General features: G+C 73.6%; 18 protein-coding genes. 7 read left to right on the top strand and 11 right to left on the bottom strand.

Annotated features, from left to right (window positions below):
* Positions 1-26 precede the first annotated feature (26 nt).
* From manA to ACH4TP_RS38505, 5 genes are all read right to left on the bottom strand, one after another.
* On the bottom strand, positions 27-1,178 hold the full coding sequence (gene manA, locus ACH4TP_RS38525) for a mannose-6-phosphate isomerase, class I (protein WP_398440523.1): 1,152 nt from the start codon (positions 1,176-1,178) through the stop codon (positions 27-29).
* A gap of 165 nt (positions 1,179-1,343) precedes the next feature.
* Entirely contained in the window at positions 1,344-2,492 is a 1,149-nt protein-coding gene (locus ACH4TP_RS38520; protein ID WP_398440522.1) for an SIS domain-containing protein, read from the bottom strand.
* Between the two features lie 262 nt (positions 2,493-2,754).
* On the bottom strand, positions 2,755-2,937 hold the full coding sequence (locus ACH4TP_RS38515) for a Trm112 family protein (RefSeq protein ID WP_389238874.1): 183 nt from the start codon (positions 2,935-2,937) through the stop codon (positions 2,755-2,757).
* 89 nt (positions 2,938-3,026) lie between these two features.
* A complete protein-coding gene (locus ACH4TP_RS38510) occupies positions 3,027-4,394 on the bottom strand; it encodes a phosphomannomutase/phosphoglucomutase (RefSeq protein ID WP_389238876.1) in 1,368 nt (455 codons plus the stop codon).
* Between the two features lie 104 nt (positions 4,395-4,498).
* Positions 4,499-4,930, bottom strand: a complete 432-nt coding sequence (locus tag ACH4TP_RS38505; RefSeq protein ID WP_389238908.1) for a DUF3499 domain-containing protein — start codon at positions 4,928-4,930, stop codon at positions 4,499-4,501.
* A 300-nt stretch (positions 4,931-5,230) separates the two neighbouring features.
* Between ACH4TP_RS38505 and ACH4TP_RS38500 the strand changes: the two genes are divergently transcribed.
* The gene (locus ACH4TP_RS38500) at positions 5,231-5,686 is read left to right on the top strand and encodes a metallopeptidase family protein (protein ID WP_389238910.1); all 456 of its coding nucleotides are present in this window, start codon (positions 5,231-5,233) and stop codon (positions 5,684-5,686) included.
* A gap of 21 nt (positions 5,687-5,707) precedes the next feature.
* Here the strand turns inward: ACH4TP_RS38500 and ACH4TP_RS38495 are convergent, their stop codons facing one another.
* The 3 genes from ACH4TP_RS38495 to ACH4TP_RS38485 all read right to left on the bottom strand — a co-directional run bounded on the left by ACH4TP_RS38495 (position 5,708) and on the right by ACH4TP_RS38485 (position 11,430).
* Positions 5,708-7,231, bottom strand: coding sequence for a DUF5719 family protein (locus ACH4TP_RS38495; RefSeq protein WP_398440521.1), 1,524 nt, complete (start codon positions 7,229-7,231; stop codon positions 5,708-5,710).
* Entirely contained in the window at positions 7,228-10,902 is a 3,675-nt protein-coding gene (locus ACH4TP_RS38490; RefSeq protein WP_398440520.1) for a glycosyltransferase family 2 protein, read from the bottom strand. The genes ACH4TP_RS38495 and ACH4TP_RS38490 overlap by 4 nt, the downstream gene beginning before the upstream one ends.
* 264 nt (positions 10,903-11,166) lie before the next feature.
* Positions 11,167-11,430 (bottom strand): WhiB family transcriptional regulator, encoded by a 264-nt coding sequence (locus ACH4TP_RS38485; protein WP_015033978.1) that lies wholly within the window; start codon positions 11,428-11,430, stop codon positions 11,167-11,169.
* Between the two features lie 677 nt (positions 11,431-12,107).
* On the opposite strand from ACH4TP_RS38485, the gene ACH4TP_RS38480 reads away from it, so the two are divergent.
* The 3 genes from ACH4TP_RS38480 (at position 12,108) to ACH4TP_RS38470 (ending at position 15,018) form a co-directional block, all read left to right on the top strand.
* On the top strand, positions 12,108-12,617 hold the full coding sequence (locus ACH4TP_RS38480; protein ID WP_398192519.1) for a cysteine dioxygenase: 510 nt from the start codon (positions 12,108-12,110) through the stop codon (positions 12,615-12,617).
* A 65-nt stretch (positions 12,618-12,682) separates the two neighbouring features.
* Entirely contained in the window at positions 12,683-13,639 is a 957-nt protein-coding gene (gene cofD / locus ACH4TP_RS38475) for a 2-phospho-L-lactate transferase (RefSeq protein WP_398192521.1), read from the top strand.
* On the top strand, positions 13,636-15,018 hold the full coding sequence (locus ACH4TP_RS38470) for a coenzyme F420-0:L-glutamate ligase (RefSeq protein WP_398440519.1): 1,383 nt from the start codon (positions 13,636-13,638) through the stop codon (positions 15,016-15,018). The genes cofD and ACH4TP_RS38470 overlap by 4 nt, the downstream gene beginning before the upstream one ends.
* A 24-nt stretch (positions 15,019-15,042) precedes the next feature.
* On the opposite strand, the gene ACH4TP_RS38465 is transcribed toward ACH4TP_RS38470, so the two are convergent.
* The 3 genes from ACH4TP_RS38465 to ACH4TP_RS38455 form a co-directional block, all read right to left on the bottom strand.
* A complete protein-coding gene (locus tag ACH4TP_RS38465; RefSeq protein WP_398440518.1) occupies positions 15,043-15,999 on the bottom strand; it encodes a DNA-3-methyladenine glycosylase family protein in 957 nt (318 codons plus the stop codon).
* Positions 16,000-16,401: 402 nt separating this feature from the next.
* The gene (locus ACH4TP_RS38460) at positions 16,402-17,484 is read right to left on the bottom strand and encodes a sugar phosphate nucleotidyltransferase (protein ID WP_389238890.1); all 1,083 of its coding nucleotides are present in this window, start codon (positions 17,482-17,484) and stop codon (positions 16,402-16,404) included.
* A gap of 118 nt (positions 17,485-17,602) precedes the next feature.
* A complete protein-coding gene (locus ACH4TP_RS38455; protein ID WP_398440517.1) occupies positions 17,603-19,006 on the bottom strand; it encodes a peptidoglycan recognition protein in 1,404 nt (467 codons plus the stop codon).
* A 137-nt stretch (positions 19,007-19,143) separates the two neighbouring features.
* Here ACH4TP_RS38455 and ACH4TP_RS38450 point away from each other — a divergent pair, with 137 nt between their 5' ends.
* The 3 genes from ACH4TP_RS38450 (at position 19,144) to ACH4TP_RS38440 (ending at position 23,188) form a co-directional block, all read left to right on the top strand.
* On the top strand, positions 19,144-19,896 hold the full coding sequence (locus tag ACH4TP_RS38450; protein ID WP_398440516.1) for a TIGR03089 family protein: 753 nt from the start codon (positions 19,144-19,146) through the stop codon (positions 19,894-19,896).
* A gap of 164 nt (positions 19,897-20,060) precedes the next feature.
* Complete coding sequence (locus ACH4TP_RS38445; protein ID WP_398440515.1) at positions 20,061-21,227, top strand: LCP family protein; 1,167 nt, start codon at positions 20,061-20,063, stop codon at positions 21,225-21,227.
* A 230-nt stretch (positions 21,228-21,457) separates the two neighbouring features.
* Entirely contained in the window at positions 21,458-23,188 is a 1,731-nt protein-coding gene (locus ACH4TP_RS38440; RefSeq protein WP_398440514.1) for an LCP family protein, read from the top strand.
* The last annotated feature ends 10 nt before the right edge of the window (positions 23,189-23,198 follow it).

Below are 23,198 nucleotides of genomic sequence, written 5' to 3'. Positions count from 1 at the left end.
CCGCGGTTCGGCCGGTCATTGTCGCATCAGGCCACGACGGTCGCCCGGAAGACGGTGCCCTCTCCGGTCAGTTCGACGGCCTCGTCCGCCGGTACGAAGACGGACTCGCCGGGGGCGAGGGTGGTCTCGCCGACCTTCGGGCGGCCCGCGGTGGTCAGCAGGATCTGGGGGGTGGCGGCGGTGACGTCGGTCGGCGCGGCGCCCGCCGCACGGACGAACCGGGAGAGGCGGAACTCGTCGATCGGCGTCTCGTACACCTCTTCGCCGGAGGCGGAGGCCTCCGGGCGCAGGACGGCCGGTTCGTTCGGTTCGAAGCGGACGATCCGGAGGAGTTCGGGGACGTCGACGTGCTTGGGCGTGAGGCCGCAGCGCAGCACGTTGTCGGAGTTGGCCATGATCTCGATGCCGAGGCCGTCGATGTAGGCGTGCGGGACGCCCGCGCCCAGGTAGAGGGCCTCGCCGGGCTGGAGCCGGACGTGGTTGAGGAGCATGGCGGCGATCACGCCGGGGTCGCTCGGGTAGTGGTGGCCCAGGATCGCGTACGGGGTGTGGTCGCCGCCGAGGCGGTCGGCGGCGGCGTGGGCCTCGGCGACGGTGTGCGCCATCTCCTCGCGGTCGGCGGTGAGCAGGGCCGTCAGGACCTCGCGGAGCGCGGCCTCCTCGGGGTGCGCGTGCAGGAGGTCCACGTACGGCTTGAGGGAGTCGACGCCCAGCGCGGCGATCAGGTCGGCGGCCTCGACGGGGTCGCGGAAGCCGCACAGTCCGTCGAAGGGGGTGAGGGCGCAGATCAGCTCGGGCTTGTGGTTGGCGTCCTTGTACGTGCGGTGCGGGGCGTCGACCGGGATGCCGGCGGCCTCTTCGGCGGCGTACCCGGCCCGCGCCTGCGCCAGGTCGGGGTGGACCTGGAGGGAGAGCGGGGCGCCGGCGGCGAGCAGCTTCAGGAGGAACGGGAGCCGGGGGCCGAACTTGTCGACGGCCCGCTCCCCCAGTTCGCGTACGGGGTCGGCGGCGATCAGCTCGTTCAGCGCGCCGCGCCCGGTGCGGGAGGGGGCACCGGGGTGGGCGCCCATCCACATCTCGGCCTGGGGCTCGCCGGTGGGGGCGGTGCCGAGCAGTTCCGGGATGGCCGTCGTGGACCCCCAGGCGTAGGGGCGGACGGTGTTGACGAGGCGGTCCATGGTGCCTGCCAGCTCCTCGGGATGGTGACGGATCGTGCGGGGTGTCGGGAGACAGGTGACAGGGGGAGGGTGACGGGGGGAGGTCCTTGCGGTGTACGTACGCCGGTCCTGGCGGTGAACCCGCGCCGATGTGAGGGGCCCGGTGCGGGTGGGGGCTCCGGGGCGCTAGTGCGGGGTGCGGGCCGGGGTGGCCAGGGAGAGGTAGACGGCCGCGAAGTCGGTCACGGCGAGGAGTTCGGCGAGGGTCTCCAGGTCGCCGCCCTCCTCCGGTTCCAGTTCGCTGATGGCGGTCTCGTGGCCGAGGGCCAGTTCGCGGGCGGCCGGGGCGGCGGTGAGGCCCTGCGCCGGGCGGTCGCGGAGCAGGACCACGCGCGCGCGGAGCGCCTGCGGCTCCTCCACGCGGTCGCGGAAGAAGTCGTCCGGGTCCGCGCCGGCCGCGTAGTCGCCCGCGAGGAGGACCCCGTGCGCCGGCAGGGCCTCCGGGAGTTCGGCCGCCAGGGCGGGCAGGCCGGCGAGTTCGGCGAGGACGGCGGCGAAGCGGCGGCCGGCCGGGCCCGCGGCGTTCCCCTCGGTCCAGATCAGCGGGAGCGAGTCCGCGAGTTCGGCGGCCAGCGTCTTCGCCGGGTTGCTGTACGTGGCGATGGCCGGGCCGCAGCGTTCCGCCGTACGGTCCAGGCGGTCGGCGACCTTCTCCAGGGCCTCCGGCGGCGCCTCGATCAGGCCGACGCGGTCCAGGAGTGCGAGCAGCGGGGTGAACAGGGCCCAGAGCGCGCCCGGGCTCGCCGCGATGTTCTCGGCGTACTCGTCGGGCGACTCGTTCGGGGTCATCGCCATCGGGACGAACAGGCCGCGCGAGCCGTTGACCGTCTCGGCGAGCGGGGAGGTCTTCGGGGCGACGGCGACGACCGTGATCCCGCGGCGGTACGCCTGCTCGGCGAGGAGGGCGAGGCCCGGTTCCGAGCCGTCGGTGGTGGGCAGCAGGAGCAGGTCCACCGAGCCCGCCCAGCCCGGCAGGGCCCAGCGCAGGGCGCCCGCGGCGGGGGCGACGCCGGTCGGCTGGAGGCGTACGACGGGGGCGGAGGCTCCGGCGAGCGCGCCGATCAGGTCCGCGACGCCGGCGGCGGCCGTGCCGGGGCCCGCGACGAGGACGGCGCGGGGGCGGCCCTCGGGGCGGAGGTCCGCGATGCCCGCCTCGGCGGCGTGGCGGGCGGCGGTCCGTACCCGTGCGCCGGCCTCGGCGGCGCCGCGGAGGAGGCCGCGGCGGTCGGCGAGGGCGAGGTCGTCCGGGGCGTCGAGGAGGGTCTCGTCGAGCATGTTCGGTGCCTCCCGTTGCGGGGCGCGGCTGTGTGGGCGCTTGCTTGTGCGGGTGCGGGTGGTGCGGGTTCAGGCGCGGAAGCCTCTGGCGCCGGCAGGGCGCGGGTCCGTTGTGCCCACCCGTTCCTCCCCCAAGGACTTCGTCCAGGGGGGACCCCGCAGCGGAACGATTGCCCACAACGGGGGCGGCGGGGGCACCGCCCCGCGCGGGCGCGTGCCCACAACGGCGGGGGCGGCGGCCGGTGAGAGCAGACCCCCGTCGTTACTCCGGCTTGCGGGCCTCGTCGGTGAGGAGGACGGGGATGTTGTCGCGGACCGGGTAGGCGAGGCCGCAGTCGGGGCTGGTGCAGATCAGTTCGGGGGTCTCGTCCGCCGTGCGGTCGTTCAGCGGAGCGTGGCAGGCCGGGCAGGCCAGGATCTCCAGGAGGCCGGCTTCGAGCGGCATGGGGTGTCCCTTCGAACAGACGGATCGGGCCAGGTCAGCCTACCGCCGGGGAACGGGGCACGCCCCCGTTCCCCGGCGGTACGGCGGGGTCAGTCGGTCGCCCGGACCAGGGCGAGCACCTCGTCGCGGACCTTGGCCATGGTGGCCTCGTCGCGGGCCTCGACGTTGAGGCGGAGGAGGGGCTCCGTGTTGGAGGCGCGGAGGTTGAACCACCAGTCCGCTGCCGTGACCGTGAGGCCGTCGAGGGTGTCGAAGGTGACGCCGTCCTGGCCCTCGTACGCCGCGCGGACCTTCGCCGTGCTCGCCGTCTGGTCCGCGACGGTCGAGTTGATCTCGCCGGAGGAGGCGTACCGGTCGTAGGCGGAGACCAGGTCGGACAGGGTGCCCTCCTGGCCGCCGAGGGCGGCGAGGACGTGGAGCGCGGCGAGCATGCCGGTGTCCGCGTTCCAGAACTCCTTGAAGTAGTAGTGCGCCGAGTGCTCGCCGCCGAAGATCGCTCCGGTCTTCGCCATCTCCTCCTTGATGAAGGAGTGGCCGACGCGGGTGCGGACCGGCTCGCCGCCCTGCTCGCGGACGACCTCCGGCACCGACCAGGAGGTGATCAGGTTGTGGATGATCGTTCCGCCGGGGTGCTTGGCGAGCTCGCGCGCGGCGACGAGGGCCGTGATCGCGGAGGGGGAGACCGGCTCGCCGCGCTCGTCGACGACGAAGCAGCGGTCGGCGTCGCCGTCGAAGGCGAGGCCGAGGTCGGCGCCCTCGGCGCGGACGCGGGCCTGGAGGTCGACGATGTTCTTCGGGTCGAGCGGGTTGGCCTCGTGGTTCGGGAAGGTGCCGTCCAGTTCGAAGTACATCGGGACGGTGTCCAGGGGCAGGCCCTCGAAGACCGTGGGGACGGTGTGGCCGCCCATGCCGTTGCCCGCGTCGACGACCACCTTCAGGGGGCGGATCCCGGTGAGGTCGACCAGGGACCTCAGGTGCGCGGCGTAGTCCGCCAGGGTGTCGCGTTCCGTGATCGTGCCCTGCTTCGCCGCCGCCTCCGGGGCGCCCGTCTCCCGCCACTGCTCCGCGAGGGCGCGGATGTCGGCGAGGCCGGTGTCCTGGCCGACGGGGGCGGCGCCGGCGCGGCACATCTTGATGCCGTTGTACCGGGCCGGGTTGTGGGAGGCGGTGAACATGGCGCCGGGCAGGCCGAGGCTGCCGGAGGCGAAGTACAGCTGGTCGGTGGAGCAGAGCCCGATGAGGGTGACGTCGGCGCCGAGGCGGGCCGCGCCGCGGGCGAAGGCGGCGGAGAGGCCGGGCGACGAGGGGCGCATGTCGTGGCCGATGACGATCGCGTCCGCGTCCGTCACCCGTACGAAGGCGGCGCCGAAGAGCTCGGCGAGCGTCTCGTCCCACTGGTCGGGTACGACTCCGCGGATGTCGTACGCCTTCACGATCTGCGACAGATCGGCAGTCACGGATCCACCCTCCTGAGTTCTTCACACGCGTGTGCGGGGCGTGTACGGAACGCCCAAACTACCCGGAGCGGAGTCAGGGAGACTCGGACGGTGGTCGGGCGCCGTCAGTTGTCGGGCGAACGGAGCACCCTGAGGTGTCCGCGGCGTCCGACCTCCATGGGGTCGCCGCCGCGGCCGCCGCCCTTGCCGCCGGCCTCGGCCGCGCGCTCCTGGGGGCGGGCCGCCTCCCGTACCGCGTTGGCCAGCGCTTCGAGGTCGTCGCCGCTGGGGCGGGTGGGGGCGGAGCCGTCGGTGAGGCGCACCACCTCCCAGCCGCGCGGGGCGGTGAGGCGCTCGCTGTGCTCGGCGCACAGGTCGTAGCAGTGGGGCTCGGCGTAGGTGGCGAGCGGGCCGAGGACCGCAGTCGAGTCGGCATAGACGTACGTCAGTGTCGCGACGGCAGGGCGGCCGCACGCAGTGCGCGAACAGCGACGTACAGGGCTCACGACGTTGGACGGTACCGCACTCTTGAGCGGGCCGCGACGACTCTCCCTCAGGTCACTCCACCGTGTCGCGGTGTGACCTCCGCCACCCCCGTTCGAGTGATGGCCGCTCTGACCTGCGAGGGAAGGGGCCAAGGGGGGTGGGGGCAGGGGGCTATCCGGACACTTTGGGATACAAATCCGGTCATCCAGGGCCAGATGGCCGATCGCCACGGGCCGTCGAATCGGGCTTGGGCCCGGCTGGAATGTTCAGGTTTCGACAGGGTGGCGCGGCGGGGGTGCGGGCAGGCCCGGAAAGTCGGCGTGGATGCGCCACGGTGCGGTGGGACGGATGGGGGTTACGCTGCGTCAGTGATGGACAGTCCTGTGCCGCCGAGCCCTTCGCACCGTCCCACGGAGCCCCCGGCGGAGCCCCGGGTCCGCCGCCGCGACCGGCACGGCCGCGGGATGCGGGGACCTGTCGCGCCGCCGCAGGTGCCGCTCTCCGCGAGCCGGGCCGACACCTTCCGCGATCTCGTCCTCGACTCGGTGGAGCGCCTCGAACGGCGCTGGCCGCAGCTGGCGGACGTCGACTTCCTGGTCCTGGAGGTGCCGCCGCCGGTGCCGGGCGAGACGGTGCCGCTGGGCGGCTCCGTACCCGCCGAGAAGAACGAGCCGGCCCGGGTCGTCGTCTACCGGCGGCCGGTCGAGATCCGTTCGAAGAGCCGCGACGAGCGGGCGCTCCTGGTCCACGAGGTCGTCGTGGAGCAGGTCGCCGAGCTCCTCGGGCTCTCCCCCGAGTCGGTCGATCCCCGGTACGGGCAGGACTGAGCCCCCTCCCGCGAGGAGTGCTCAGTCCAGTACGCCCAGGTCCTGGTGGGCCGACGGGACCTCGACCGCGCCCCGGTCGTCGACGAAGGTCTGGACGGTGAACATCGGGACGCCGTCCTCCGGGAGGGCGAGGGTGCGCGCCGCGTGGACCTTGCCGCCGGAGACCGGTTCGACGGTCAGCGCGTAGGAGCCCTTGAGGCCCTCGGGGACGAGGTCGGTCATGACCGTCGTCGTGCCTCCCTTCACCGTGACGGTCTTGGACACCGGCGTGCCGCCCTCGGAACCGGCCGAGGCGGTGACCTTGACCCGGGCGTCCGCGCCGGGGGCGGTCAGGGAGAGCGTCGAGCCCTTGGCGCGGTTGTCGGCGACCGTCGCGCGGGCGGAGACGGCGGCGGTCGCCGGGATGAACGCGATCTCGGTGTTCTCGCCCTTGCCGCGCACGACCTGGAGGGCCGCCACGACCGGGATCGGCTTCTTCGGGTCGTTCGGGGTGAGCAGCAGGGAGCCCACCGCGCCCCGGGTGAGGTTCGGCAGGTCGACGGCGGCCGTCATCCCGGACTTCACGTGCAGCGGGCCGTCTGCCTCGGCCGGGACGATCGTGCCGCTCGGGGTGACCAGCTGGATCTTGAGGTCGGCATCGTCGTCGCCGGGGGCGAAGGCCACGAGCCGCACCGCGGTGGCGTCGGCAGGGATGCCGGGGAGCACGGCGCTGCTCGCCGGGTCGGCGGCCGGGGCGATCCAGTCGCTGCCGAGCTTGTCGTCGGCCGCGGCGACGGCGGCGCCGACGCGTCCGCTGCGGGTGGTGACGTGGACGGTGAGGTCCTTCCGGCCGGGCTCGCTCGTGAGGGTGGAGAGGAGCACCGGGACGGTGGAGTGGGCGGGGACCGGGATGCCCTCGGTGAACTGGGACTTGAGCTGGCCCTCGGGGCCGTACAGCTCGATGTCGGCGACGGCGGCCGTGTCGTCCGGGTTGGTGAGGTGGACGTAGTCCTGGCGGTCCTTGTCGGTGGAGGCGGCCGGGAACCAGAAGTCGGTGTCGGGGGCGCCGCAGCCGAGGCCGAGGAGGCCGCGCGCGCCGCCGGCCGGGACGACGGTGGTCTGCTGGACGGTCCAGCCGGGGGCGAGGGTGCCGGTCGCGGTGCCGGTGACGGCGGGCACGGAACCGCCGTCGGCCTGGGCGGTGACGGGCTTGCCGGGGGTGGTGACGGTGGCCGGGGCCTTGGCGGGCTTGGGCTTCTTGGCGGTGCCGTCCGCGGACGTCACGGTCGCGGCGGTCCGCAGCAGGGCCGTGGGCTGCTCGGCCTTGCCGGCGCCGGGGGCCGCGCCCGTGCCCGTACCGGCCGGGGTGTACGAGGTGTAGCGGGTCTCGGCCACCTCGGAGGTGCTGGGGGCCGGGCAGACGAGGCCGACGCGCTCCACCGGCAGTCGGGTGGTGGCCTTCGCCCCGGTGGCGGCGGTGCCGTCCGGGGCGGTGAGGGCCGCGAAGCCGGTGACGGCGGCGAGGGCCGTGGCGCCCGCGATCAGGGAGAGGGTCGTGCGGTTCACTGGTTGCTGCTCCCGTCGGGACGCTGCTCGGTCTCGTGGCCCTGGGGGTATCCGTAGCCGTAGCCGTACGGGTCGTACTGCTGCTGCTCGTACGACTGCTGGGGCTGCTCGTACTGCTGCGGCTGCTCGTACGGCTGCTGGTCGTAGCCCTGCTGGGGGTACGCGTACGGCTGCTGCTGGTACGGGTCGGCCGCGTAGTCCTGGTAGTAGCCCTGGTCGGCGTACGGCTGGGTCTGCGGCTGTTCCTGGGCCTGCTGGGCGGGGGCCTGGGCGTAGGCGGGGTCCCAGTCCTGCTCCTGGTCCCGGGGCTCGTGGGACTGCTGCCCCGGGATGGGGGCCGGACCGCCCCGCGCGGTCCCGAAGGCGTCGAAGGCGTCGGGGGCGGCCTCGGCGGCCTCCGGCTCCGCCTCGGCGGCGGCGCGCAGGCGGCGGGCGCGGCGGCCGTCGCCCTCGGTGGCCTGGGCGGGGATCGCGAGCTCCTCCTCGGGGAGGTCGTCGTCGATCTCGCGGCGCCGTCCGGGCAGGGCGAGGACGAGCAGGACGAGGGCGAGGCCGGCCTGGGCCCAGATCCACGCGGTGTGGGTGAGCGGCCCGTCGTACGTGAGGTCGAGGCGGCCGCCCTGGGCGGGGAGCTCGAAGCCCTGGGCCCAGCCGTCGACGGTGGTCCGGGTCAGCTCCTTGCCGTCGAGGGTGGCGGTCCAGCCCTCGTCGGCGCGGTCGGCGAGGCGCAGGACGCGGCCCGAGGGTCCGGCGGGGACCCGGGTGTGGGCCTCGACGGGTCCGGCGGCGACGGCGAGGACCTTGGCGGTCTCCTGCGCCTTGTCCGCGTCGCCGGTCTTCGCGGCGGGCGGGACGATCATGACGCGGGCGATCTCGCGGTCCACGCGCCAGAGCGCGCTGCCGTCGAGCTGGCTGAGGCGGCTGAGGCCGGGGGTGGAGTCGAGGACGCGGCTCATCTGGCGCGGTGCCCCGTCCCGTACGAGGACGTAGCGGATGGCGTAGCCGCTGAGCTCCTGGGTCTGGTCGGCGCCGGAGCCGGCGACGAGGTGGGCGACGACCGCGTCGAGGCGGGGGTCGGCCTCGGCGGCCTCGGTGAGTTCGGCGTCGCCGAGGCGGGCGCCGGAGCCGCGGACCAGGGTGTAGGCGACCTCGCCGGGCGTGCTGCCGCCGAGGACGAGGGTGCGGGGCTGGTCGCGGGTGCCGCTCTCCTCGGCGACGAAGGCCGGGACCTGGACCGGGTCGCGCCGGGTCAGCGGGCCGTCGGCGCCGCCGATCATCCAGCCGGCGGCGGCGACGGCGGGGCCGAGGGCGCAGGCGAGGGCGACGAGGGCGGCGACGGGCTGGCGCCAGCCGAAGCCGTGGGCGGCGACGCGGGTGCGGCCGCCCTCGGCGCCGATCATGCCGGCGGCGATGAGGGCGGCGCCGTAGACGAGGGTGGCGGGTCCGGCCCAGCCGGTGCCGCCCGCGCCGTTGGTGAGGACGGCGAGGACGAGTCCGGCGAGGGCGGCGGCCCAGGCGGTGCGGACGGCGAGCTGCCGCTCCTCGCGGAGCAGTCCGGCCAGGCCCGCGAGGACGAGGCCGAGCAGGAGCAGGCCGCCGGTGGTGCCGGGGCCGCCGGGGCTGGTGCCGAGCAGGTCGAGCGCGCCGGCCGTGCCGGTGCGGACGTCGAGGCCGGCCTCGCGCAGGAGGGCGCTGGGGTCGGTGAGGAGGGTGAGCGACCAGGGCGCGAGGAGCAGGACCGGGGTGCCGACGGCGGCCAGGAAGCGGAGTCCGTACGCGGTGATGTCGTCGCGGCGGACGGCGAGCACGCCGAGGCCGAGGAGGACGGCGAGCGGCCAGACGACCGGGGTGAACGCCGTCGCGAAGGTCAGCAGGAAGGTGTACGCCCAGGTGGCGCGCCAGCTGCCGCGCTCGCCGCGCGGCCGGTTGAGGCCATGGGCGGCGACGGCGGCGCGGGCGATCAGCGGGAGCAGGATCGCGAGGACGGCGGTGCCGAGCCGGCCGGTGGCGAGGGCGCCGGTGGCGGCGGGCAGGAAGGCGTACGCGATGGCGCCCCAGGCGCGCAGGAGCCGGGACTCGACGATGCCGCGGGCGGCGAAGTACGCGGTGAAGCCGGCGAGCGGGACCGAGCAGACGAGCAGCAGGGTCAGCGCGGTGGAGGTGGAGCCGAGGAACAGCGCGGAGAGCGCGGCCAGGACGGCGAGGTAGGGCGGGGCGGTCTGGGTGCCGCCGGTGCCGAGGGGGTGCCAGGCGTCGGCGTACCGCGACCAGAGCTGGGAGACGGTGTCGGGGGCGGGCAGCAGGGCGCCGCCGGCCAGCGAGCCGCCGGCGAAGAGGTTGCGGCAGGCGACCAGGGAGACGAGGAGGAGCAGGGCGAAGAGGACCGGTCCGGGCTTGCGGGCGATCTTCTTGAGCCGGGCGAACTGCTCGATCTCCAGGTAGTCGGCGTCGTCGCCGCCGGGGCCCGATTCGACGACTCCGTGACGGGAGCCGCCGGTGTCGGCCTCGGCGCCGCCGAAGTGGGAGGCGATCTGCTCGACGGTGGCGCGGACGGTGGCGCCGGCCGGCGGGAAGAGCGCGCGGAACTCGCCGTTGGGCACGGCCGGGTTCTTGCGGCGCTTGCGGGCGGCGAGGATCTTCTCGGGCCGCAGCAGGGTCGTGAGGAGGCCCATGACCTCGTCGACCGCCTGGCCCGGGGCCTTGCCGACGAGGTAGGCGAGGGTGCGGAGCAGGGTGCTGAGGACGAGCCGGACGAGGAGGTACGGGAGGGCCCTGCCCCGGCTGTTGGCGAGGAGGGTGTGGACGGCGCCGGCCTTGTCGACGCGGTGCGGGTTGGCCGCGGTGCGGCCGGCGCAGTCGACGGTGCGGCGCTCGCGGGCGGAGGCCTCGGCGTGCCGCAGGACGGCGTCGGGGGCGACGAGGACGTGGAAGCCGGCGGAGTGCGCGCGCCAGCACAGGTCGACGTCGTCGCGCATGAGGGGCAGGCGCCGGTCGAAGCCGCCGAGGCCCTCGAAGACGTCGCGGCGGATCAGCATGCCGGCGGTGGAGACGGAGAGGACGGAGCGGACCTGGTCGTGCTGGCCCTGGTCCTGCTCGCGGCGGTCGAGTCCGGTCCAGCGGCGGCCGCTGCGGGCGATGCTGACGCCGGCTTCGAGGAGCTGCTTCCTGTCGTACCAGCCGCGCAGCTTGGGGCCGATGACGGCGGCGTCCGCGTCGGAGTCGGCGACGCGCAGGAGTTCGGCGAGGGCGCCGGGCTCGGGGGCGCAGTCGTCGTGGAGGAGCCAGAGCCACTGGACCGGTTCGCCGTGCGGGAGGTCGGGGAGGTCGTACGCCTCGTCGTTCCAGCTGCGGCTGACGGGGTCCCAGCCGCTGGGGCGCTTCAGGTAGGGCAGGTCCTCGGGTCCGAGCGGGGGCGCGGTGCGGACGGCCTCCTCGACGGCGGCGCCGAAGCCGGTGCGGCGCGCGAGGTGGAGGACGCGGTCGGCGCCGATGGCGTCGGCGACGAGCTGCGCCGAGTCGTCGGCGCTGCCGGTGTCGGCCGCGACCGCGTTCTGCACGGGGCGCTCCTGGGCGAGCAGCCCGGCGAGCGCGTCGGGCAGCCAGCGGGCGCCGTCGTGGGTGACGAGCACGGCGGTGACGACGTGTCGCGGAAACTCAGGAGTTGAGGACATCGAGCTACGGGCCCTCCGGCCGGGGTCGCCCGCGGGGGGGCGTGGGGAGCGTCTCGGACGGAGGCCCACACTAACGGCTGTGCGCGGAGCGGTCCGCCGCCCTGTGGACAGAGCGCGCGGGAGGGTCCGCCCTGTGGACAGACCGTGCGGAGAGGGAGCGGACCCGTGCCGGACACGCAGAACGGTCCGCCGCCTGTGCCGTGGGGACAGGGGGCGGACCGTTCGTCGTGTCCTGGTGCGCGCGCCGGGGCGCCGGGGTGCCGTTCAGACGGCGGCCTTCTTCAGACGGCGTCGCTCGCGCTCGGAGAGGCCGCCCCAGATGCCGAACCGTTCGTCGTTCTGCAGGGCGTATTCGAGGCACTCGGAGCGGACCTCGCAGGCGAGGCAGACCTTCTTGGCCTCGCGGGTCGAGCCGCCCTTCTCGGGGAAGAAGGACTCGGGATCGGTCTGGGCGCACAGCGCGCGCTCCTGCCAGCCGAGTTCCTCGTCCGCGTCCTCGACCAGCAGTTCCTGGAACAACTCGGTCATGTGCGCCCCTCGTCTGTTCTGTGCGTCCCGTGATGTTGCCGGGACGAACCCGGCCGAACGACACGAGTGAAATTACAAGTTCGTGCTCTGTGCGAGTCAAGCCGAGATCTGCTATTGGGCCCCGTATTCACTCTGCGGAACCAAGCCTATGCGGAAAGTGTTCAAATCGCCAAAAAACGTGACACATGCCAGCGGCCTGGCCGCGCCACGCCGCCCCCACAGGTGAGGACGTCCACGGCTTGGATCTTGTTGCGATCCGCTCGGGGATGCGATCCGGATCACAGTCTGATCACGCCCTCGGATGTTTAAGGGCGCGGTCGAAGCGCCATCTCTCCTGGTCCGCGCCTGAACAAACCTTTCTCCGGGCACTGTAACCGGATGAGGTGAAACATTGCCCCCAAATCGGGCATTGAGTTGACAGTCGGGTGCCCCTCCGGCCACCTTTGGTGGCATGCCAGCGACCGCAGCGCCCTCCGCGACCCACAACCGTGGGTTCCGCCGCGCTGTCCAGGCGCGCTGTTGCTGTTGCTGTCCCAGCTGTTGATGCCGTAGGGCTCCAGCCGCCGAAGCCGTAGCGCTTCGGCCTCTTCCCCCAGCGTCACCCCGCGTCACCCGTGTCACCCCTTATGCGTGACCCCCCCACCGCTTCTGTTTCTGCTGAGGAACCTCCCCATCCCATGAACATGGACAGCGACCTTCAGATCGCCGGCGACATCCTCGAAGTCCCGCACCTGCTCCAGCCCGAGCGCGCCCACCCCGAGACCGTGGCCGAGTTCGCCGGCCTCGCGCGCTCCATCGCCGGCGACCGCTCCCAGTGGGCCCCGTACGTCGAGTACGACGCCACCACCCGCTGGTACCACCGCCTGCGCACCGGACCCGGCTACGAGGTCTGGCTGCTCTCCTGGGTGCCCGGCCAGGGCAGCGGGCTCCACGACCACGGCCTCTCCTCCGGCGTGCTGACCGTCCTGGAGGGCGAGCTGACGGAGCGCACGGACCGGGGCATGCGGACGCTCACACCCGGCGGGGAGCGCGTCTTCGCCCCGGGGTACGTCCACGAGGTCGTCAACGACTCCCTCGAACCGGCCGTCAGCCTGCACGTCTACTTCCCCGGTCTGACCGAGATGCCGATGCACGAGTCCCGCCAGGCCCAGTGCGCCCCGGTCGCCCCGGGACTGATCGACGCCTGACCCGCCCGCCCGTCTCCCGACCACCGCCCCTCATACGATCGGCCTGCGGCTGACAGACTGTCCGCATGCGCATTGTGGTTCTGGCCGGCGGCATCGGTGGTGCCCGTTTCCTTCGCGGCCTCAAGCAGGCCGCGCCGGACGCGGAGATCACGGTCATCGGCAACACCGGTGACGACATCCATCTCTTCGGGCTGAAGGTCTGCCCCGACCTGGACACGGTGATGTACACCCTCGGCGGTGGCATCAACGAGGAGCAGGGCTGGGGACGGACGGACGAGTCCTTCACCGTCAAGGAGGAGCTCGCGGCGTACGGGGTCGGGCCCGAGTGGTTCGGCCTCGGCGACCGGGACTTCGCCACCCACATCGTCCGTACGCAGATGCTCGGCGCGGGCTACCCGCTGAGCGCCGTCACCGAGGCGCTGTGCGCCCGCTGGCAGCCCGGCGTGCGGCTCCTCCCCATGTCCGACGACCGGGTCGAGACGCACGTGGCGATCGAGGTGGACGGCGAGCAGCGCGCGGTGCACTTCCAGGAGTACTGGGTGAAGCTGCGCGCCTCCGTCGACGCGAAGGCCGTCGTGCCCGTCGGCGCCGAGGCCGCGAAGCCCGCGCCGGGCGTCCTGGAGGCGATCGCCGAGGCGGACGTCATCCTCTTCCCGCCGTCCAACCCGGTGGTGAGCGTCGGGACGATCCTGGCCGTGCCCGGGATCCGCGAGGCCGTCGTCGCGGCCGGGGCGCCGGTCGTGGGCCTCTCCCCCATCGTCGGCGACGCGCCCGTGCGCGGCATGGCCGACAAGGTCCTCGCGGCCGTGGGCGTCGAGTCCACGGCGGCGGCGGTCGCCCTGCACTACGGCGCCGAACTCGTCGGCGGCTGGCTCGTCGACACCGTGGACGCGGGCGCGGTCGCGGAGGTCGAGGCGGCGGGCATCGCCTGCCGCGCGGTCCCGCTGATGATGACCGACCTGGACGCGACGGCCGCGATGGCGCGCGAGGCGCTGGCGCTGGCCGAGGAGGTGCGGGGATGACGGGGGCGGGCTCGGGCGGCCTGAGCGGCGCGGGTGGCTTCGAGGGGGTTTCCGGTCCGGGGGGCGTGGGCGGCGGATCGTACGCGCCCGCGTACCGGGTCTGGGCGCTCGCGGGGCTGCCCGAGGTGGCGGCCGGGGACGATCTGGCCAAGCTGATCGCCTCCGTGTCGCCGGAGCTCGCCGACGGGGACGTCCTGATCGTCACCTCGAAGATCGTCAGCAAGGCGGAGGGGCGGGTGATCGCGGCCGACGACCGCGAGGAGGCCATCGACGCCGAGACGGTACGGGTGGTGGCGCGGCGCGGCACCCTCCGCATCGTCGAGAACCGGCAGGGGCTCGTCATGGCCGCCGCCGGGGTCGACGCCTCCAACACCCCTTCCGGGACCGTGCTGTTGCTGCCCGAGGACCCCGACGCCTCGGCGCGGCGGATCCGTTCGGGGCTGCGCGAGGCGCTCGGCGTCGACGTCGGCGTCGTCGTCACGGACACCTTCGGGCGGCCCTGGCGCAGCGGGCTCACGGACGTGGCGATCGGGGCGGCCGGGGTGCGGGTCCTCGACGACCTGCGCGGCGGGACCGACGCGTACGGCAATCCGCTGAGCGCGACCGTCGTCGCCACCGCCGACGAACTCGCCGCCGCCGGCGACCTGGTGAAGGGCAAGGCGGCCGGACTGCCGGTGGCCGTCGTGCGCGGACTGCCCCATGTGGTGGGCGGCGACGCCGAGGAGGGGGCGCGGGCGCTCGTGCGCTCCGCCGCCGACGACATGTTCCGGCTCGGGACCTCGGAGGCCGTACGGGAGGCGGTGACGCTGCGGCGGACCGTACGGGAGTTCACCGACGCGCCCGTCGACCCGGGCGCGGTCCGGCGCGCGGTCGCCGCCGCCGTGACGGCCCCGGCGCCGCACCACACCACGCCGTGGCGGTTCGTGCTCCTGGAGTCGGCCCGGTCCCGGACGCGGCTCCTCGACGCGATGCGGGACGCGTGGATCGCGGACCTGCGGCGGGACGGCAAGTCCGAGGAGTCCATCGCCAAGCGGGTGCGGCGCGGGGACGTCCTGCGCAACGCCCCCTACCTCGCGGTGCCCTGCCTCGTCATGGACGGCTCCCACCACTACGGCGACCCGCGCCGGGACGCCGCCGAGCGCGAGATGTTCGTCGTCGCGGCGGGCGCGGGCGTGCAGAACTTCCTCGTCGCGCTGGCGGGCGAGCGGCTCGGCTCGGCCTGGGTGTCCTCGACGATGTTCTGCCGGGAGGTCGTACGGGACGTCCTCGGGCTGCCGGAGGAGTGGGACCCGATGGGCGCGGTGGCGATCGGGCACCCGGCGGCTCCGCCGAAGGAGCGTCCGGCGCGGACGGCCTCGGAGTTCGTCGAGGTGCGGTGAGGGTCCTTCAGGACTTTCAGGCTTTCAGAGGCGGGTGATGTCGCCGGGTGCCCTGCGGGGCGCCCGGCGGGGCGGTACGCGGCCGCTGAGGAGGATCAGGCGGGCCGCGCGGTGGCGCTGGCCCGCGTACGGGGCCAGGAGCTCCAGCATCGCCTCGTCGTCCGCCGTACGGTCGCCCGCGAGGGCCCAGCCGACGATGCCCGGGAGGTGCAGGTCGCCGGTGGTGACCTCGTCCGGGGCGCCGTTGCTGCGCTGGACCGTCTCGGCGCTCGTCCAGGGGCCGATGCCCGGGACCAGCTCCAGGCGCCTGCGGGCCGCCGACGGGTCCATGCGCGCGGCCTCCTCCAGGCGGGCCGCGACGCGTGCCGCGCGGACGATCGTGGCGGAGCGCTTGCCGTCGACGTTCGCGCGGTGCCACTCCCAGGACGGGATCTGCGTCCAGGTGCGGGCGTCCGGCATCACGTACATGCCCTCGGGTGCCGGGCCCGGAGCCGGCTCTCCGTACTTCCGTACGAGCGTCCGCCAGGAGCCGTAGGCCTCGTGCGTCGTGACCTTCTGCTCCAGGATCGACGGGATCAGCGACTCCAGGACCAGTCCGGTACGGGTGAGGCGCAGGCCCTTGCGGCGGCGGAGCGTCGCCAGGAGCAGCCCGTGGCGGGGGACGAAGGCGGTCGGGTCGTCCTCGGCGCCCAGGAGGCCCGGGAGGCCGTCCAGGAGCCAGTCGCGCCCGGGGCCCCAGGCCTCGGCGCCGGGCTTCCCCTCGTCGATCCGTATCCGGATCGTCCCCGGGCCGTCCGGCGTCCGGCTGGCCCGCCAGACCGAGCCGTCCGGGGTCACCCGGAAGGCGGGATCGGCGGGGCCGCGGCGGAGGGGGCCGAGGGTGAGGCCCAGGTCCAGCGGGGCGTCTTCCGCGGTGGGGAGGGGGAGGTGGCCGCCGCGCGTGGTGGTGCGGGTGGGTTTCGGGGCGAAGCGGCCGGCCATGGGTACGAGCGTAGCCGGGGCGTGGTGCGGGCTGCGCCTCGTGGCCGTGCGCTCCGCCCCCGCCCCGTGTGGGGCCCGCACCCGCTGCCCGTGTGGGCAATCGTCCCGCTGGGCGGGACGGGTGGGCACACGGGACGGCGCCCTCTAGCGGCGCCTCCGCGTTCCGCGCCTGGACCCGCACCACGTGTGCGCCGTCACCTTCGGTGCGGGTTCAGGCGCGTAAGCCTCTGGCGCCGGTAGGGCGCGGGTCCGTTGTGCCCACCCGTTCCGCCCCAGCGGAACGATTGCCCACAACGGGAGTGGGCACCGCCCCGGCGGAACGATTGCCCACAACGGGAGTGGGCGGCGGCCCGGGGGAACGATTGCCCGCAACGGGGGTGGGTGCCCGCGGCGGGGGTGGGGTTACTGGTCTGAGGAGAAGCGGATGGCGCGCGGGGGGAGGGTGGTGTCGCACCAGATGCGGATGCCGTCGCGGAGTTCGTTGTCGGGGCCGATGTGGGCGCCGTCGCCGATGACGGCGCCGCTGATCACCGTACGGGCACCGATGCGGGCGCCCGCGCCGATCAGGGAGTCGGTGATGACGGCGCCGGGTTCGACGACGGCGCCGGCGAGGAGGGTGGAGCCGGTGACGCGGGCGCCTTCGCCGACCACCGCGTCCGCGCCCACCACCGTGCCGCCGTCCAGCTTGGCGTCGGGGGCGACGCGGGCCGTCGGGAGGACGAGGCGGTCGCCGCAGCGGCCGGGGACGGCCGGGGAGGGGGCGCGGCCGAGGACGAGGTCGGCGGAGCCGCGGACGAAGGCCTGCGGGGTGCCGAGGTCCAGCCAGTAGGTGGAGTCGACCATGCCCTGGAGGTGGGCTCCGGTGGAGAGGAGTTCGGGGAACGTCTCGCGTTCCACCGAGACCGGGCGGCCGGTGGGGATGGTGTCGATGACCGAGCGGCGGAAGACGTACGCGCCCGCGTTGATCTGATCGGTGACGATCTCCTCCGGCGTCTGCGGCTTCTCCAGGAAGGCCGTGACGCGCCCGGTGTCGTCCGTGGGGACCAGGCCGAAGGCGCGCGGGTCCTCGACGCGGGTGAGGTGGAGCGAGACGTCCGCGCCGGAGGAGGAGTGGGTCGCGACGAGGGCCTGGATGTCCAGGCCCGTGAGGATGTCGCCGTTGAAGATGAGGACCGGCTCGTCGGGGCCCGAGTGGAGGCGCGAGGCGACGTTGCGTATCGCGCCTCCGGTGCCGAGGGGCTCCTCCTCGGTGACGTACTCCAGGCTCAGGCCGAGGTCGGAGCCGTCACCGAAGTGCGGCTCGAAGACCTCGGCCAGGTAGGAGGTGGCGAGCACGATGTGCTCGACGCCGGCGGCACGGGCCCGGGCCAGCTGGTGGGTCAGGAAGGGGACGCCCGCCGCCGGGACCATGGGTTTGGGCGTGTTGACCGTGAGGGGTCGCAGCCGTGTGCCCTTGCCACCGACCAGGAGGATCGCTTCTGTCACCTTGTCGTCTCTGCTTCCTGTTTTCGGGGCCGGTCAGCTCGCCCGTCTCGGTCGTCCGTGCGATATGACCGGTCAGTTTATGCAGATGGTTGCCTCCATGACCCCATCCGCGACCCCATCAGGGCCTTCCCTGGTACGCGGCCGAGCTCGTACGGGCCGTGCCGAGCTTGCTGTAGAGATGCGCGCCGGGACATTCCGTGGCGAATCCGTCACGGTGACCGGCGATGGAGTTGAACCGTACCTTCGTGCCCTTCTTGTACAGGTTTCCGCCACCCGAGATCAGGTACGACGTTCCCTTCGGGTTCACCCCGTGCAGCCCGAGCTTCCAGGCCGTCAGGCGCGCGACGGCGGTCACGACGGCGGCCGGCGGGTTGCTCTTGGTGAAGGTGCCGAGGACGGCGATGCCCATGCTGTTGGTGTTGAAGCCGAGGGTGTGGGCGCCGAGGACCGGCTTGGCGATGCCGCCGGCCCGGCCCTCGTAGATGTTTCCGCACTTGTCGATGGCGAAGTTGTAGCCGAGGTCCCGCCAGCCGCTGCTCAGGACGTGGTAGCGGTAGATGCTGCGCAGGACCGTGGGGGCCTTGCTGCAGGTGTAGTTGTTGCCGGTGGCGCTGTGGTGGACGAAGGCCGCCTTGATGGTGCTCGTGTAGACGAAGCCCTTCTCGCGGATGCTCTCGTCCGCGCCCCAGCCCTTACGGGTGATGATCTTGGGTTGGGGACCGATGTACGGCTTCGCCGCGGCGGCGGCCGGGGCCGCCGGGGCCGCCTGCGTCTGGGGCATGTTCCGGGCCTCGCGCTCGGTCTCCTCCTTGGAGAGGGCCGGGATCCAGGTCGCGCCGTACGGGGCGAGCTGGGCGTTCACCGCGCTCGCGGCGGCCTCCGCGGCGCTCATGCCGGTGAGGGCCGCGGGGGCGGCGGGGGCCGTCGCGTTCCGGGTCCGGGGAGCGCCCTCCCCCGACGCGGGCCGCTCCGGCGCGGCCGCCGGGCTCTCGCCCGGGTCCACCAGTTCCAGCCGCAGGCCCGCCGGGAGCGCTTCCCGTCCCCGTACGCGGATCTCGACGCCGTCCGAGTCGCCCACCCACAGCGGGGCCGTGGAGCCGCGGAGCGCCCGGGTGGAGCCCTCGGCGGTGTCGGGGTCGGCACCGTGCTCCTCGTTGTGGGTCTCGACGTCCTGCCACGCGGACCAGGTTCCGCCGCCGGTGGCCCGGGTGCGGACCTGCACGGTGCCGTGCAGCGGGGCCGTCGGGTCGTCCCAGACGACGCCGACGAGCGAGAAGGGCCTGACGTCGCGTCGGGTGAGCCCCTGCTCGCCCGAGCCGGTCGTCCCGCCGAGCGCGCGGGTGGCGGCACCGAGCGGTTCGAGGGGCAGCGACTGGGTGGAGCCCGGGAGTTCGGGCGCGGGTGGCAGGGCGGAGGCGGCCGCGGGTGGCGTCGAGGCCGCCGCCGGCGCGGTGAGGGAGACCGGCAGGGCGAGTACCGCCGCGCAGGTGACGGCGATCGAGGAGGCGAGTGAGGCACGCATGGGCCGATCGTGCGGATCGCCGGGCCGTTCCGCGCGCCGGGAACCGGCCCGGAAACTGACGGGCCGTCGGTCCGACCGGAGGACGGCGTCACCGGTACGGCGGACCCCGGCGCATGCGCCCGCGTACGCTGTCCGGCGTGAACGCCAGCGACCGCACCCCTGCCGACCTGCTGCGATCCGCGCTCGCCGCGGACCCCGCCCGCCCCTTGGTCACCTTCTACGACGACGCCACCGGTGAGCGCGTGGAATTGTCCGTCGCCACCTTCGCCAATTGGGTGGCCAAGACGGCGAACCTGCTCCAGGGCGAGCTGTCCGCCGCGCCGGGCGACCGGCTCGCGCTGCTGCTGCCCGCGCACTGGCAGAGCGCCGTCTGGCTGCTCGCCTGCGCGTCCGTCGGCGTGGTCGCCGAGATCGGCGGCGACCCGGCGGACGCGGACGTCGTGGTCGCGGGTCCCGACGCCCTGGAGGCGGGTCTCGCCTGTTCCGGGGAGCGGATCGCGCTCTCCCTGGCCCCGCTGGGCCGCCGCTTCCCGGCCGCGCCCGCCGGATACGCGGACTACGCGGTCGAGGTGCCGAGCCAGGGCGACCGTTTCGCCCCGTTCGCACCGGTCGATCCGGAGGCTCCCGCGCTCGTCGTCGACGGTACGGAACGCAGCGCCGCCCAGCTCGTCGAGCAGGCCCGCACGGACGCGGCGACCCTCGGCCTCGCCCCCGGCTCCCGCCTCCTCTCCGGCCTCGGCTACGCCGACTGGCAGGGCCTCTCCTCCGGCCTGTACGCCCCCCTGGCGGCGGGCGGCTCCGTGGTGCTGTGCCGGAACCTGGACCAGCTGGGCCCGGAGGGGCTGGAGAAGCGGATCGAGAGCGAACGCGTGACGCACACGACGCTCTGACCGGCCCGACCAGCACACGGGTCCACGCCCGCCGTACGAACCCCACCCGTTCGGCCCAGCGCCGCGCCGGGTTCCCCGGTTCGTCCCCCCGGTCCGGTACATGATCGGCCCAGGGGGAGTCGACTCCTTCCGCACCACCACGCGCAGGAAGGACGGATCCAGACGTGACGGACCGTGCAGGCACGCCCGCCGACCCGGACCCCCCGGCCGCGGGGGACGAGGAGCCGCGCCGGCGCCGCCACTGGCTGCGCTGGACGGCCCTCGGCTGCGCGGTCGTCGTGCTGGCCGCCGCCGGGGTCGGCTGGTGGTTCTACCGGAAGCTCGACGACAACATCACCACCGACACCACCGCCGCCGACGAGCTGCGGAGGTACGAGAAGGAGCGCCCGCCGGCGGGCACCACGACCGCCCTCAACATCCTGCTCATCGGCTCGGACACCCGGGCCGGCGCGGGCAACCGCCCGTACGGCAAGGACGAGGGCACCCAGCGCTCCGACACGACGATCCTGCTGCACCTCGCGGCCGGGAAGTCGAGCGCGACGGCCGTCTCCCTGCCCCGGGACCTGATGGTGACGATCCCGAGCTGCCACAAGGCGGACGGGACGCGCACCCGGGAGCAGACCGCGCAGTTCAACTGGGCCTTCGAGTTCGGCGGCGCGGCGTGCACGATCCGTACCGTCGAGAAGCTGACCGGGATCCGGGTCGACCACCACATGGTGATCGACTTCCGGGGCTTCAAGAAGATGGTGGACGCCGTGGACGGCGTGGAGGTCTGCCTCAAGGAGCCCGTGAACGACAAGGACGCGAAGCTGAAGCTGCCCGCGGGCCGCCAGACGCTCGACGGGGAGCAGGCCCTCGGTTTCGTACGGGCCCGCAAGTCGATCGGGAACGGCAGCGACACGGAACGCATGGACCGCCAGCAGCAGTTCCTCGGCGCCCTCGTCAACAAGGTGCAGAGCGACGGGGTGCTGCTCAACCCGACCAAGCTCTACCCGGTCCTGGACGCGGCCACGAAGGCGATCACCACGGACCCGGGGCTCGACTCGCTGCGGGACCTGTACGACCTGGCGCGGTCGATGCGGGCCATCCCGACCGCGAAGGTGCAGTTCCTCACCGTCCCCCGCCGGGCCTACCGATACGACCCGAACCGGGACGAACTGGTGCAACCCGCGGCGAGTCAGCTCTTCAGGCAACTGCGCGAGGACAAGCCCGTCCTGGTGACGCCCGAGCCGGCCGGCACCGACGGGAAGCCCGACGGGGACGGCACGGCACCGCCGTCGGCGACGCCGACCTTCACGGGGCGGAACGCGGCGGAAGGGGTGTGCGGGTAAAGCGCGACCCAAGGGGAGAGTTGAGAGCGATGAGGTTTGGGCAAATTGCCCGGTTGTAAGGGGCGTGGAATTTGTCACGGACGTCGCCCCACGCTGAACTGGGCGGATAGTGTGACGCGATCCGGTGCACCCCGACCGCGTGGTCGCACTCATAAGGATCGAACGACCGAGAGAGCGGCGCCCTGTGGGGGAGGCGCCTCGCGTGGCACCGACGGAGGACTCGAGGAACCGTGGACGCGCACAGCCGTGGACGGGCGGACGAGATCGACCCCGCCGACCAGTGGGTCCTCAACCCGCGGACCGGCAACTACGAACTGCGACTGGACCGCTCCGCTGGGCAGCCGCGGACGCCGTCGCGGCCGCAGGCCCCCTCCCGCCCCCGGAGATCCGTCTCCGCCCCCGCACCCTCCCCCACGCCCGCCGAGGCGCCCGTCCCCGGCCAGCGCCGCCGCCGCGCCCCCGAGCCGGCCGAGGGCGGCCAGGTGCCGCCGCAGGGCCGCCGCAAGCGCAAGCAGGGCGCGAGCCGCAAGAAGAAGGTCCTGCTGTGGACCGGCGGCACGATGGCGTTCGTCCTCGTGGGCGGCGCGGTGGGCGCGTACGCGATCTACAACAAGCTCAACAACAACCTCGACGTCGTCGACGTCGTCGGCAAGAACACCAACGCCGGATTCGCCAAGGGCAAGGCCTTCAACATCCTGGTCATCGGCACCGACAAGCGGACCGGCGAGGGGAACTCCGGCTACGGCGACAAGGACAGCCCCGGCCACGCCGACACCACGATCCTCTTCCACGTCTCCAAGGACCGGACGAACGCCACGGCGCTGTCCATCCCGCGCGACATGAAGACGAACATCCCCGAGTGCCAGTCGCGCCAGCCCGACGGCACCATCAAGACGATCCCCGCCGAGACGGACGTCCGCTTCAACGTGAGCCTCGGGCAGGACGGCCGCGACCCCGGCTGCGTCATGCGCACGGTCGAGGAGCTGGCCGGCGTGCAGGTCGACCACTTCATGATGGCGGACTTCAACGCCGTCAAGGAGATGACGACCGCGGTCGGCGGCGTGAAGGTCTGCGTCGAGAAGCCCGTGAACGACTCGAAGTCGCACCTGAAGCTGCCCGCCGGCGAGTCGATCGTCCAGGGCGAGCAGGCCCTCGCCTTCGTCCGTACCCGCCACAGCTTCGGCAACGAGAGCGACCTGGACCGCATCAAGGTCCAGCAGCAGTTCCTGAGTTCGATGATCCGGCAGATGAAGTCGGACGAGACGCTGACGGACCCGGGCAAGCTGTACGACCTCGCCAACGCGGCGACCAGCGCCCTCACCGTCGACTCGGGCATAGGCTCGCTCACCAAGCTGGAGGCCCTGGCCCGCGAGCTGTCCTCGATCGACACCAAGAACATCTCGTTCACGACCCTGCCGGTCATCGACAACCCCGCCGAGAAGATCAGGGCGACGGTCGTGCCCGACCCGGTCAAGGCGCCGCAGCTGTTCGCGATGCTCCAGTCCGACACCTCGCTCACCGAGGTGAAGAAGCAGCAGCAGGACGCCAAGAACGCGCAGGCGGCGCTCCTCAAGGGCACGCGGTCCACCGCCGCCGAGGTGCGCGTCGACGTCTACAACGGCAGCGGCATCCGGGGCGCGGCCCAGGCGACCCTCAACTGGCTGCAGAACGACCAGGGCGTGAACCGCTCGACCAACAAGAGCAACGCCCCCGAGAAGGCGGCGAAGACCACGCTCACCTATGCACCGAACCAGGCCGATCAGGCCCGCAAGCTCGCGGACATGATGGGCCTGCCTGCCTCGGCGCTCAAGCCGGGCACACAGGACGCCGCCGCTCGCGAGCCCATGACGCTCGTGCTCGGCGCCGACTTCAAGGGCGCGGGGGTGCCCATCACCGGACCGGCAAAGGCGCCGAAGGATCTGGTGAAGGTGGAAGCTGACAAGCAGGTGTGCGCCAAGTGACCCGGAAAAA

Source organism: Streptomyces sp. NPDC021012 (assembly GCF_044333355.1).
In the GTDB taxonomy this organism is placed as follows: domain Bacteria; phylum Actinomycetota; class Actinomycetes; order Streptomycetales; family Streptomycetaceae; genus Streptomyces.
This window is presented reverse-complemented; position numbering and strand designations above follow the sequence as displayed.

What these genes read in the sequence shown, in the direction of transcription:
- ACH4TP_RS38480 (WP_398192519.1), top strand. Translation starts at nt 12,108, where the DNA reads ATGAACATGGACAGCGACCTTCAGATCGCCGGCGACATCCTCGAAGTC.
- ACH4TP_RS38455 (WP_398440517.1), bottom strand. Translation starts at nt 19,006, where the DNA reads ATGCGTGCCTCACTCGCCTCCTCGATCGCCGTCACCTGCGCGGCGGTA.
- ACH4TP_RS38465 (WP_398440518.1), bottom strand. Translation starts at nt 15,999, where the DNA reads ATGGCCGGCCGCTTCGCCCCGAAACCCACCCGCACCACCACGCGCGGC.
- ACH4TP_RS38500 (WP_389238910.1), top strand. Translation starts at nt 5,231, where the DNA reads ATGGACAGTCCTGTGCCGCCGAGCCCTTCGCACCGTCCCACGGAGCCC.
- ACH4TP_RS38490 (WP_398440520.1), bottom strand. Translation starts at nt 10,902, where the DNA reads ATGTCCTCAACTCCTGAGTTTCCGCGACACGTCGTCACCGCCGTGCTC.
- ACH4TP_RS38515 (WP_389238874.1), bottom strand. Translation starts at nt 2,937, where the DNA reads ATGCCGCTCGAAGCCGGCCTCCTGGAGATCCTGGCCTGCCCGGCCTGC.
- ACH4TP_RS38520 (WP_398440522.1), bottom strand. Translation starts at nt 2,492, where the DNA reads ATGCTCGACGAGACCCTCCTCGACGCCCCGGACGACCTCGCCCTCGCC.
- manA (WP_398440523.1), bottom strand. Translation starts at nt 1,178, where the DNA reads ATGGACCGCCTCGTCAACACCGTCCGCCCCTACGCCTGGGGGTCCACG.
- cofD (WP_398192521.1), top strand. Translation starts at nt 12,683, where the DNA reads ATGCGCATTGTGGTTCTGGCCGGCGGCATCGGTGGTGCCCGTTTCCTT.
- ACH4TP_RS38470 (WP_398440519.1), top strand. Translation starts at nt 13,636, where the DNA reads ATGACGGGGGCGGGCTCGGGCGGCCTGAGCGGCGCGGGTGGCTTCGAG.
- ACH4TP_RS38485 (WP_015033978.1), bottom strand. Translation starts at nt 11,430, where the DNA reads ATGACCGAGTTGTTCCAGGAACTGCTGGTCGAGGACGCGGACGAGGAA.